This is a genomic window from Streptomyces sp. HSS9-12 (genome assembly GCF_054963655.1).
On sequence record NZ_JBUEGC010000022.1, the window covers coordinates 92,073 to 103,791 of the forward strand.

At 72.1% G+C, this 11,719-nt stretch carries 9 protein-coding genes; 5 read left to right on the forward strand and 4 right to left on the reverse strand.

Translation table 11 applies throughout. The annotated features are described in order from the left end of the window. Window positions 1-7: 7 nt before the first annotated feature. The 3 genes from ACY34J_RS14465 to ACY34J_RS14475 all read right to left on the reverse strand — a co-directional run bounded on the left by ACY34J_RS14465 (window position 8) and on the right by ACY34J_RS14475 (window position 4,163). Entirely contained in the window at window positions 8-574 is a 567-nt protein-coding gene (locus ACY34J_RS14465; protein WP_462726789.1) for a GNAT family N-acetyltransferase, read from the reverse strand. A gap of 70 nt (window positions 575-644) precedes the next feature. Continuing rightward, window positions 645-1,637: a nucleoside hydrolase gene (locus ACY34J_RS14470; protein ID WP_462726788.1), complete on the reverse strand. Its 993-nt coding sequence runs from the start codon at window positions 1,635-1,637 to the stop codon at window positions 645-647. Window positions 1,638-1,724: 87 nt separating this feature from the next. After that, complete coding sequence (locus ACY34J_RS14475; RefSeq protein ID WP_462726787.1) at window positions 1,725-4,163, reverse strand: SpoIIE family protein phosphatase; 2,439 nt, start codon at window positions 4,161-4,163, stop codon at window positions 1,725-1,727. 278 nt (window positions 4,164-4,441) lie between these two features. Between ACY34J_RS14475 and ACY34J_RS14480 the strand changes: the two genes are divergently transcribed. The 4 genes from ACY34J_RS14480 (at window position 4,442) to ACY34J_RS14495 (ending at window position 10,088) form a co-directional block, all read left to right on the forward strand. Further along, window positions 4,442-5,047, forward strand: a complete 606-nt coding sequence (locus ACY34J_RS14480; RefSeq protein WP_462726786.1) for a TetR/AcrR family transcriptional regulator — start codon at window positions 4,442-4,444, stop codon at window positions 5,045-5,047. A gap of 141 nt (window positions 5,048-5,188) precedes the next feature. Further along, a complete protein-coding gene (locus tag ACY34J_RS14485) occupies window positions 5,189-7,285 on the forward strand; it encodes an acetate--CoA ligase family protein (protein WP_462726785.1) in 2,097 nt (698 codons plus the stop codon). A gap of 14 nt (window positions 7,286-7,299) precedes the next feature. After that, window positions 7,300-8,934 (forward strand): 5-guanidino-2-oxopentanoate decarboxylase, encoded by a 1,635-nt coding sequence (locus tag ACY34J_RS14490; RefSeq protein ID WP_462726784.1) that lies wholly within the window; start codon window positions 7,300-7,302, stop codon window positions 8,932-8,934. Next, window positions 8,931-10,088 (forward strand): acyl-CoA dehydrogenase family protein, encoded by a 1,158-nt coding sequence (locus ACY34J_RS14495; RefSeq protein ID WP_462726783.1) that lies wholly within the window; start codon window positions 8,931-8,933, stop codon window positions 10,086-10,088. Before ACY34J_RS14490 ends, ACY34J_RS14495 begins: the two co-directional genes overlap by 4 nt. 153 nt (window positions 10,089-10,241) lie before the next feature. Here ACY34J_RS14495 and ACY34J_RS14500 read toward each other — a convergent pair whose 3' ends face one another. Then, entirely contained in the window at window positions 10,242-10,715 is a 474-nt protein-coding gene (locus tag ACY34J_RS14500; RefSeq protein WP_462726782.1) for a WhiB family transcriptional regulator, read from the reverse strand. 241 nt (window positions 10,716-10,956) lie between these two features. Here ACY34J_RS14500 and ACY34J_RS14505 point away from each other — a divergent pair, with 241 nt between their 5' ends. Then, window positions 10,957-11,487 carry a hypothetical protein gene (locus ACY34J_RS14505; protein WP_462726781.1) on the forward strand — a complete coding sequence of 177 codons (531 nt, stop codon included), beginning with the start codon at window positions 10,957-10,959 and terminating at the stop codon, window positions 11,485-11,487. The last annotated feature ends 232 nt before the right edge of the window (window positions 11,488-11,719 follow it).

An 11,719-nucleotide genomic window follows, 5' to 3' on the forward strand; every position in this document is an offset into this window, starting at 1 on the left:
CTGCCCGTCAACGAGCCCTGGTGTCCGAGGGCATCCGCACCGGCTCCGGCAGATCGGACGGGCGGATCCGGTACACGTTGAGCCGCATGTCGTAGTACTTGGTGGTCTCGCCCACCCACTCCATGCCCATGCGGCGCGCCGTCGCCGCGGCGCGCTCGTTCCGGGGACGCGATACGGCGAACAGCTCGTCCACCCCCTGCTCGAACGCCCAGCGGGTCAGCGCGATGCCGGCCTCGGTCGCGTATCCCTGTCCCCAGGCGTCGGTACTCAGCTGCCAGCCGATCTCCAGGTCCTCCTCATACGGCGGCAGCATCCGGATGAGCAGCCCGCCGACCACCCGGCCGTCCTCCTGCCGCTCGACGGCCCACCGTCCCGTCGGGGGCATCAGATTGGGCTGGGCCTCCACCCATGCCTGCAGCACCGCACGCATCGCCGTCACATCCCCGACCCGGTGCATCTCGGGGGTCAGCCAGTGTGCGACCTCCTCGGCCCCGTAGATCCGCAGCGCGTCCTCGGCATCGGAGACGGCCCAGTCGCGCACCAGGAGACGGTCCGTACGCAAAGGCGTTCGCATGGATCTCACGCTAATCCGCCCGGGCGCCCGCGTCCTGCCGGAAGAGTCCCGCGGCGGCCGGACATGCTGCTCAGGACGTGGCGCCGCAGGGCTCCGCGAGCAGACCATCGAGGAACTGCCCGACCACGCGGTCCCGGTCGAGCGAGCGCGCCACCTTGATCACCGGCTTCGTGGGCATGGCGGGCGTGCCCTCCGCGGGCGGGGCGTAGCCGCGCCGGTCGGCCACGAGCATGCCCCTGGTCCACTCGCCGCGGAGCTCGACGCTGACGGACAGCTCGTCGTAGCTGGCCGCGTCCGGGTCGACGGTGAGCGCGGCCGCGCTCGGGTCGTGCAGCGGGCAGCCGACCCGGCGGTGACGCGCCTGGTAGTAGTCCAGGTAGTGCAGGAGGATCGACCAGGCAAATGCCCCCTTGGGCCCGGATGCGGAGCCGATACGGTCCAGGTCCTCGCGCGTGAGCCAGGTGTGCATCGTCACGTCGAGCCCGACGAGGGTGAGCGGCAGCCCCGCGGTGAGCACCAGCGACGCGGCCTCCGGGTCGCGGAGGATGTTGGTCTCGGCCACCGGGCTGATGTTCCCCGGCTCGCGCAGCGTGCCGCCCATCACCACCACCCGCTCGACCAGCTCCGGCAGCCGGGGCTCGATCAGCAGGGCCACGGCCAGGTTGGTGAGCGGACCCGTGGCGAGAAGGGTGCACTCCCCCGGGCGCTCCCGTACGGTCCGCACCAGCTGTTCGGCCGCCGAGCCGGGGCAGGGCTCGCGTCCGGCGACGGGACGCGCCTGGCCGCCCAGGCCGTCCGCGCCGTGGACGAGCGCCGAGATGGGCACCGGCTGGGCGAGCGGCCGGGCGGCGCCCACCGCGACGGGGATGTCTCGGCGCCCACAGACATCCAGCACCTGCAGGGCGTTGGCGGCGGCCGCATCCGCGTGTGCGTTGCCATGGACGCTGCCGACGGCGAGCAGCTCGACGTCGTCCCGGCCGGCCAGAAACATCGTGGCCAGCGCATCGTCGATGCCGTAGTCGCCGTCGTAGACGATCTTCCGCCGGGATCGGTCCTTGGCCACAGCTGGTCCTTTCCGGGTGACCCTGTTGCGCCGCGCAGCGGTCTCGGCCCACTGTGCCCCTGCCCGCCAGGTGCCGCGCCAGGCAGGTCAGATCGGCGCTCCGACTCCCACGGGGCTCTGCTCGGCCCAGATCGTCTTGCCCTCCGAGGTATAGCGGGTGCCCCACCGCTGGGTCAGCTGGGCGACCAGGAACAGCCCCCGGCCGCCCTCGTCGGTGGTCCGGGCGTGCCGCAGGCGCGGGGAGGTGCTGCTGCCGTCCGACACCTCGCAGATCAGGCTGTGGTCGCGGATGAGCCGGAGCCGGATCGGGCCGGTGGCGTGGCGGATGGCGTTGGTCACCAGCTCGCTGACCACGAGTTCGCTGGTGAACGCGGCCTCCTCCAGCTGCCAGCGGGCCAGTTGCTGTGCCGTGAAGGCGCGGGCGTCGGCGACGACGGCCGGGTCCACGGGCAGCTCACACGAGGCGACCTGGTCCCCGCCGAGGACCCGCGTACGGGCGAGCAGCAGCGCGACGTCGTCATAGGGGCGGCGGTCGGAGAGCATCGAGTCGACGACCGCGGCGCAGACGTCCTCCAAGCGCCGTTCGGTACGGGCCCGGGACAAGGCGCTGGACAGCCGGTCGAGCCGGAGGTCGACGTCGGTCCCGTCCTCCGTCTGCAGCAGACCGTCGGTGTACAGGGCGAGGAGGCTGCCCTCGGCCAGCTCCAGGTCGACGGATTCGAAGGGCAGCCCGCCCAGGCCCAGCGGCGGCCCGGCGGGGAGGCTCGGAAAGTCGACGCTGCCGTCGGGCGCGACGATGACGGGCTCCGGGTGCCCGGCACGGGCGATGACGCACCGGCGGCTCACCGGGTCGTAGACGGCGTACAGGCAGGTGGCGCCCAGTACCGCGATGTCGGCCTCCGTCCCGCCGGTGGTCTCCTCGTCGCACAGCCGGATGGCGAGGTCGTCGAGGTGGGCCAGCAGCTCATCCGGCGGCATGTCGAGATCGGCGAGGGTGTGCACGGCGGCGCGCAGCCGTCCCATGCCGGCCGCGGCGTGCATCCCGTGCCCCGCGACGTCACCGACGACCAGTGCCACGCGGGCACCGGAGAGCGGTATGACGTCGAACCAGTCCCCACCGACCCCACCCCTGCGGTCCGCGGGCAGGTACCGGTACGCGACCTCTGCCGCGTCGGGCTCGGACAGCCCCGGCGGGAGCAGACTGCGCTGCAGGGTCAGCGCGGCCAAGTGCTCACGGGTGTAGCGACGGGCGTTGTCGATGCAGACGGCGGCCTGGGCGACGAACTCCTCGGCCATGACCAGATCGTCGTGTTCGAACGGCTCGGGCCGCTGCCACCGGCAAAAGGTGGCCGCGCCCATCGTCACGCCGCGGGCCATGACCGGAACGACCATCCCCGAGTGCAGGCCGAAGGTCCGAACGCTGTGCGCTCGTGCCGGATCGGCCTCCAGCCACCTGGCGTCCTTGCCGATCTCCGCCTCCAGCGCGGAACGGCCGCCGACGAGGGCCTTGCGTACCGGCGCCGTCGGTGGGTATCTGACGAGCGCGCCGGTCGAGGCCACCGCCTCCGGGCAACCCGGGCGCACGGACTGCTGACCGGCCCGGACGAGCGGCACATGGTGGCCGACCGGTCCCGCGGGCGGCTCCTCGCCCTCCAGGACGGAGGCCAGCAGGTCGACGGTGACGAAGTCGGCCAGGTCGGGGACGGCGACATCGGCGAGCTCCTGAGCGGTACGCATGACGTCCAGGCTGGTCCCGATGCACGCACTTGCGGAATTCAGCAGCGCCAGCCGCTGCCGGGCCCGCTGCCGCTCGGTGACGTCGATGGCCAAGTAGCACAGGCCCAGCACGCGGCCCGCCGAGTCGTCGAGCCGGAAGAACGATGTCGAGAACGTGCTGTCCCGGACGGGCACGACCCTCGTACGGCCCCGGTACTCCTGGTCGATAACCGGCGACCCGGTCTCCATGACCTGCCGCATCTGCGCCTCGATCTCCGCGGTGGGCAGGTCCGGCAGCAGCTCGCTGATCCGGCGCCCCAGGCGCTCCTGGCGCGGCACCCCGCTGCTGCGGACCAGTGCGTCGTTGACCCATACGCAGCGCAGGTCGGTATCCACCACGGCCATGCCGACCGGCGCCTGGGTCGGCAGGTTGCCGAGCCAGCGGGTCCGGGCCATGTCGAAGACCAGCAGCTGCCACTGGGGCGTGCCGTCCGGGCTGGTCGCCGAGAAGATGCGCACCCCGACCTCGACGCAGCTGCCGTCCCGGTGCCGTACGGCCAGCACGCCGCCCCAGTCGGTGTCCGGCCGCCATGGCGCGACGGCGTCGCGTACGGCCGCCCGGTCGCGGTCTTCACAGAGCAGTGCGGTGCCGGGCCTGTCCAGCACCTCCCCCGCCGAGTAGCCCATGATGTCCTCGGCGGCCGGGCTCCAGGACACGATCGTTCCGCGCTCGTCCATGACCGCCGCGGCGACTGGCGGGATGTCGAACGCAGGACCGCCCCCTCGCCTGGTGGCTTCAGATGCGCCCATGGCCGCCCGTCCGCTTCCGTCGGCCCCTGTCGTACCCATCTTCGCGCTCCGGGCCCGCACCGGGCCAGCGGACGGGCTCGGCGCGGGCCGGCCACCCCCAGCGGGACGGCCGCGGCTGCCGGGGCGCGTTCCCTGACCGGGGATTCCGCGTCACTCCACCCTGGACGCATCACGGACTCCCGCTGAGGCCGAGAGCCACATGCGGTGTACGCCTGGCTAATATGCGCCTACTCTGCCCGGCTCAGCGCTCGGGTCCTGGTCCGCGAAGGAGTTCATCCATGCCGCGCCCGAGTGTCGAGGCCGAACGCAAGCGGCAGATCCTTACCGCGACGTGCCAGGTCGTCGCCGAGCGCGGCTTCCGCGATCTGCGCATCGCGGATGTGGCCCGGAGGGCGGGGCTGAGCAACGGGTCGGTGCACTACTACTTCGACAGCAAGGAAGAGTTGCTGCGGGCGGCGTTCGAGTTCAACTTCCGCGCCTCCCTCGAACGCCGGCAGTGGATCGGCCAGAGCGAGCTGCCTGCGGCCGAGCGGCTACGCAAGCTGGTCGAGTCGTACCTGCCCGCCACACCTGAGGGGGTCCAGGCCTGGCGGGTCTGGGTCGAGCTGTGGGTGTCGGCCCTGAGCGATCCGGATCTGCGGCGGCTCAACGACACCGTGTACGGCGAATGGCGCGCGCTGGTCGTCGACGTCCTCCGGGAGGGCCAGGCGCTGGGACAGTTCGCGCCAGGCGATCCCGTCGAGATCGCCAATGAGCTGATCGGCATGGTCGACGGGCTCGCGATCCAGGTGCTCTGCTCGGAGCAGATGACGCTCGACCGCATGCGGGAGACCTGTCTGCGCTTCGTCGAGCGCACCATCGTCGCGCCCGGTCCGCGGAGCTGAGGCCGCCCGCATAGGCGCCACTGCCGGCCGGGGCGGTGAACTCCCCTCCCAGCAGCCGCCGTACGAACCCTTGACACGGTCTGGGCGCGGCCCCATGTTGTTCCATAAATATCTGGACGGCCAGTCAATTTAGGGGGCCTCATGCCGCGCCAGGAACGGCCGCGTACGGACCTCGGTGTCTTCAGAGACCCCCGCTCGGTGGCGGTGATAGGCGCCTCGGCCGATCCGGCCAAATGGGGATACTGGCTCGCCCGTGGCGCGCTGGCCGGGCGCGATCGTCGCGCTGTCCATCTGGTCAACCGGGGCGGGGCACAGATTCTGGGCGCGCCCGCCGTCCCCCGGCTCTCCGACCTCGACGAGCCACCCGAACTGGTCGCGCTCTGCGTACCACCGGCCCAGATCGACGGCGTGGTCGACGAAGCCCTTCGGCTCGGCGCGCGCGGATTCCTCGGCATCACCGCCGGCGTACGGGACGAGCGCGCGCTGGCGGCCCGTATCCGCTGCGCCGGTGCCCGGCTGATCGGCCCCAACAGCCTGGGGCTGTTCGACGCCGCGACCGGACTCCGGCTCGCTTGGGGTGATTTCGTCCCCGGAGCCCTCGCGGTGGTCTCGCACAGCGGCCAACTGGGGTCTGAGATCGCGCTGCTGGCCGCCGAAGCGGGCATCGGCATCTCGCGGTTCGTCTCGATCGGCAACCAGGTCGACGTCAGAGCCGCTGAGCTGCTGGCCGACCTCGCCGGTCATGAGCAGACCCGGGTGGTCGGCCTCTATCTGGAGAGCTTCGGCGACGGCGCCGCGCTGTTCGGAGCGATGCGGGCCCTGCGGGCGGCGGGGAAGCCGGTGGTGGTGCTCGCCGTCGGGGGCAGCGATGCCAGCCGGCGGGCGGCCCGGTCGCACACCGGTTCCCTGACCTCCGCGCTGGAAGTCGTCGACGCGGCGTGCCGGGCGGCGGGTGCCCACCGGGTGCACAGCCCGGCGGAACTGGTCACTCTCGCCTCCTATCTGCTGGGCACCCCGCTGCCGCACGGGCGGAGGATCGCGATCGTGGGCGACAGCGGAGGGCAGGGAGCCCTCGCCGCGGACTGCGCCGCCCGGAGGGGGCTGGCGGTGCCGGCGTTGTCGGCCGGGCTGGCGGCCGAGTTGGCGCTCCTGCTGCCGACGGGCTCCGGGACGGGGAACCCGGTGGATCTGGCCGGCGGCGGCGAGCAGGACCTGCGGACCTATGTACGGGTCATGGAAGCCCTGCTGCGTTCCGGCGAGGTGGACGGCGTCGTCCTCACCGGCTACTTCGGGCGGTACGGCCTGGACACCCCCGCCCTCATCGCACCCGAACTCCAAGTCGCCGATGCCCTTGCCGCCGCCGCGCGCCGGAGCGGGCGCCCGCTGGTCATCCACACGATGGGGCAGCACGGTACGGCGGCGGGCTCGTTGCGGCGGCAGGGGGTGCCCGCCTTCGGCAGCATCGAGGCGGCCGTACAGGCACTGGCCGACGCGGCGGAGATGGCCGAGCATCCGGGCCGCGACCTGCCGGCTCCCGCCCCCTCCGGCAACCCGTCGGTCCCCGACGGTTACTGGCAGACCCGGGCCCTGCTCACGACGGCCGGGATCGCTTTCCCCGCCGCTCGGCAGGTGCGTTCGCGCGCGGAACTCGCCGACGCGGCAGCCGCGTTGCGTCCGCCCTTCGTACTGAAGGCAGCGTGGCCTGAGCACAAGACGGAGGTGGACGGCGTACGGACCGGCCTCGCCGACGCCCGCGCCCTCCAGGATGCCTTCGACGGGATGTACGGCCGACTGGGGCCCGGGGCTTATGTCGTGGAGGAGCAGGACACCAGGTCGCCGGTCACCGAAATCCTGGTCGGTGCCCGCCGCGATCCGGACCTCGGTCCCGTCGTCCTGGTCGGGGCCGGCGGCACCGAAGCGGAGCTGTACCGCGATGTGGCCCTGGAGTGCGCACCGGTGACGCTGACACAGGCGCGGGCGATGATCGCCCGGCTTCGGGTCAGTGCACTGCTGGCCGGATGGCGCGGCCGGCTCCCGGGTGACCTCGACGCGGTGGCCGCCGTCGTGGTCGCGGTATCGCAACTCATCGCCCAGCACCCGAAGTTCGCGGACATCGAGATCAACCCCGTACGCGTCGGACCCGACGGTGCCCTCGCTGTCGACGCCCTGATCACTGCCGCGGCCGGCATGCCGCCCATCGAGGACCACCCGCTCGCCGAGCCGTGCGCCGGCGCCTGACACGGAGCACACCCATGCCTCAGCTGACCGGCGGGCAGGCACTCGTCGCCGCCCTGGCCGCCCACGCCGTGGACGTCGTCTTCGGCATCCCCGGAACCCACAACCTGCCGGTGTACTCAGCACTTTCGGCCGCCGGCATCCGCCATGTGTCGCCCCGCCACGAGCAGGGCGCCGGATATGCCGCCGACGGTTGGGCGCGCGTCACCGGCCGCCCGGGCGTCTGCCTCACCACCAGCGGTCCGGCCGTGCTCAACGCCGCCGCCGCGGCCGCGCAGGCCTACTCCGACTCCATCCCGCTCCTGCTGATCTCCCCCGGAATGCCACTACGGCACCCCGGCCGTGGCAACGGCCATCTGCACGAAGTGAAGGACCAGAGCGCCGCGCTCGCGGCGGTCGTCGCCCACAGCCACCGCGTTACCAGCGTCCGGGAGATCCCACTGGCCGTCGCACAGGCCTTCGCCGCCATGACGACCGGACGGCCCCGGCCGGTACACCTCGAGATCCCGCTCGACCTGCTCGACGAGACCGACGACGTCACCGTCGTACGACCCGTGCCCGTCCCTCCCGCGGCACCGGCCGCGGAGCACGTACGTGCGGCCGCCGGCGTACTGGCGGGTGCCCGGCGTCCCTTGGTCGTCGCCGGCGGTGGCGCGAGCGGCGCGGCACCGCAGCTGCGCGGGCTGGCCGAGCGGCTCGGGGCCCCGGTGGTGACGACCGCGGGCGGCAAGGGTGTGCTGCCCGAGGACCATCCGCTGGCGATCGGCGCGGGGCTGCACCACCCGGCAGTGGCCGAACTGACCGCCGACAGTGACGTGGTGATCGCGGTCGGCACCGAACTCGCCCCGTCGGACCTGTGGTCGGGGCCGCTGCCCCTGGGCGGCCACCTGGTCCGGATCGATGTCGACGCGACCGCGATCGCCACCAACGCCGTCCCGGATGTCATGCTCGTCGCCGATGCCGCCCTCGCGCTCGACGCGCTGCTCGCGGCTCTCGGCGAGACCGCTTCGGCCGACGACGGCACGGCGCGTGCGAGGCACTGGCGGGACCGGGTCCGCCGGCAGGCCCACGCCGAAGGGCAGCCATGGCTGGAGATCGTTCAGGCCCTGGCCGGGGCACTCGGGCGGGACGGCATCCTGGCCGGCGACAGTGCGATGGCCTGCTACTACGGCGCACTGTCCAACCTGCCTGCCTACGCCCCGCGTTCCTTCCTCTACCCAACCGGCTTCGGCACGCTCGGATACGGCCTGCCGGCAGCGATCGGCGCGAAGATCGCCCGACCGTCGGCCCCGGTCATCGCGCTGCACGGCGACGGCGGCGTCATGTTCACCATCGCCGAACTCGCCGCCGCGGCCGAGCTCGGGCTCGCCCTGCCCCTGGTCGTGGTCGACAACGGCGGCTACGGCGAGATCCGCAATGAGATGGCCGACCGCGGCGACCCCGTCCATGCCGTCGACCTCGGCCACCCGGACTTCCCTGCCCTCGCCGTCGCCCTCGGCTGCCACGGCGTCCGGGTCAGCAACGTCGCCGACCTGCCGAAGGCGCTCACCACGGCGCTGGCGGCGGACCGCCCCACGCTGATCCACGTACCCGAGCCGCAGCTCGCCCGTGCCCCTCAACCCGCCCAGCACGCCCTGGAGGTGTCCCAGTGACCGCATCGCCTGAGCCGTGGCCGCTCACCGATGAGCAGCGCGCGGTGGTCGCGCTGTGCCGAGACTTCGCCCGCCAGGAGATCCGCCCTCGCGCGCGCGAGGTGGACGAGGCGGATGTCGTCACGCCCGTCGACATCTGGCGGAAGGCCGCGACCGTGGGGATCACCGACTTCATGCTGCCGGAGAAGGTGGGCGGCGGCGGATTCACGGACGTGTTCACCCAGTGCCTGGTCCAGGAAGAGCTGTGCTGGGGCGATCCGGGCATCGGGAATCTGGTGTGCTCGAACGGCTTCTTCGCCGATCCTGTCCTGGCGCTGGGTACGCCCGAGCAGCAGGAGCAGTGGCTCGCTCCCCTGACCGGCCCGGATGCGCCCATGACGGCGCTGGCCACCACGGAGCCCGGCGCGGGTTCGGATGCGGCGTCGATCACGACTTCGGCGCGCAGGGTCGACGGCGGCTACCGCATCAACGGACAGAAGGCCTGGATCTCCAATGCCGGAGCGGCGCAGTTCTACGTCGTCTTCGCCAAGACCGACCCGCAGGCACGCTCGCGCGGGGTGTCCGCGTTCCTGATGGACAAGGACAGCGCCGGCATGAGCTTCGGGGAGCCCATGCGGAAGATGGGACAGCGGGCGATCGTGTGCCGGGAGGTGTTCTTCGAGGATGCCTTCGTACCGGAGGCCAACCGGCTCGGCGACGAAGGGCAGGGCTTCTACGGCCTGATGGGGACGTTCGACATCTCCCGGGTCGTCCTTGGCGCGGCCGCGGTCGGTGCGGCGCGGGCGGCGTACGAGTATGCGCGCGAGTACGCCGCCACGCGTGTCCAGTTCGGCAAGCCCATCATCGAACACCAGGCGGTGGCCTTCCGGTTGGCGGACATGGCCAGCCGGATCGAGGCGTCGCGACTGCTCGTCCTGAGGGCCGCCAGGGTGATCGACGCGGGCGGTGACGCGACCGGGTTGGCCGCGATGGCCAAGCTCACCGCGTCGGAGACCGCGATGTTCTGCACCTGGGGTGCCGTCCAGACCCTCGGCGGCTGGGGCTACTCGCGCGAGTTCCCCGTCGAGCAGTGGATGCGGGACGCGAAGCTGGAGGAGATCGAAGAAGGTACATCCGACATCATGCGGCTGGTGATCTCCCGGCACCTGCCCTGAGTGACGTGTAGCGCCCCGGCCGGCGGCAGCCCACGCAGACCGAGCAGCGGCCGGGCGCCGCCCGCCAGGCCGCATTGCCGGCCTGGCGGGCGAAATGGCCCGGGCGATCGCGAGCAGCGACCGCCTGAGGTGGGGGCGATCAGGGGTCGCGGCTCAGGCCGCCCGGCGGAGGCGGCTCTGGGACACCGCGTCGGCGAACATCGCCGCTGCCTGAGCCTTCGTACGAGCCGCCAGAACCGTGGCCGGCGTCAGGCCCAGCGCCTCGGCGATCCGGGTCAGACTCCAGCCGCCGGCCGACAGGTGAAACACCACCGCGGGGCGGTCCTTGATGTCGACGGCCACCGTTTTGCCGGCGGCCACTTGGGCGACCAGCGGGCCCACCTCCATCAGCCGGCTGGCCTGTTCCCACAGCCAGCGCCGCTCGCCGGGCGTCGTGCCACCCCAGATGCCCTCCGATTCGCGGTGCTGGACGGCGAGCACCAGACAGGCCTGCCGTACGGGGCAACCACGGCACAGGAGCTTGGCAGCGGCCACTTGCTCGTCCGACATCGACCCATGGCCGACCGGGAAGAACAGGCTGGGGTCCGCGTCACGGCAGGCCGGTTCGGCCCCCGTTCGCCAGATCACCCGATCGTTTCCACCAGCGGCGCGGCGACGACCGCCACCCCTCGAAGCTGCCCTGGTGCGCATCACGCCACCTTTCGCCTGTTGCAGAGCCACATCCTCATCAACGCACGAGCGACGGGCACGGTTCATCGTCTGGATCGCCACAGTTCGGTTGAGCCGATCTGCCGTCCCGTCCGTTGTCTGAGTTCAAGACGCAATCGCCCAGGCCCTGTCGCAGGAACCCGGGAGAAAGGTGATCGGGATGCTGCCAGAGAGCGCCAATGAGCCCACCGGCGGTGGGCTGACGATACCCATGGCCTGGATTTACGCGGAGTACGTCGCCGGCGACATCCTGCGGGCGATCGATCTCACCCCGCCCGCGACGCTGGAGTTACGGGCCGGGCACGCGGTTCTGGCCCTCACGGTCTTTCTGTCGGACGTCGACGGTGAGCTGTGCGGCACGGGCATGGACACCCGGGTGGAACAGTGGCTCGCCATGACCTCCTGTGACGATGCCTGGCACACGTGGGTGGCGGAGCAACTGGACTGGCTGGACATGCAGGACGGCGGTACCCAGGACCCCAAGCCGGATCTCCCGCTGGCGCGCGCCGCATGGCAGTGGCTGCGGCACACCGATTTGCTGCTCCGGGATCTGCTGCCCGACTCGCCGCCGGACCCGTCGGCGGACAGCCCGTCGGAGAGCTCCCCCGCGCCCGGCGATCCGGTTGCGCGATGGCTGCCCGCCTGGCGGCTGGGGGTGCCTGTGGCGCACGTGATGCTGCATCACTTCTGAGCCACGCCGCCCACCGCGAGTGGGACTGATCAGCGCTGTGCACACGGAAGCTCTCCTCCGGCACACAATTCCGCCACCCGCGAGCAGCAGCCCCAGCGGGTGGCGGTTCGATTCCGGGGTGTGGGGTCGTTCGCTAGTGCCGCGTCAGCCAGGATTGCCCCGCTTGCCCCCCTGGCACGGCCATCTGCTGCGTTGCCCGATCGACCGAGCAGGCCCACTACGAGGCCGATCC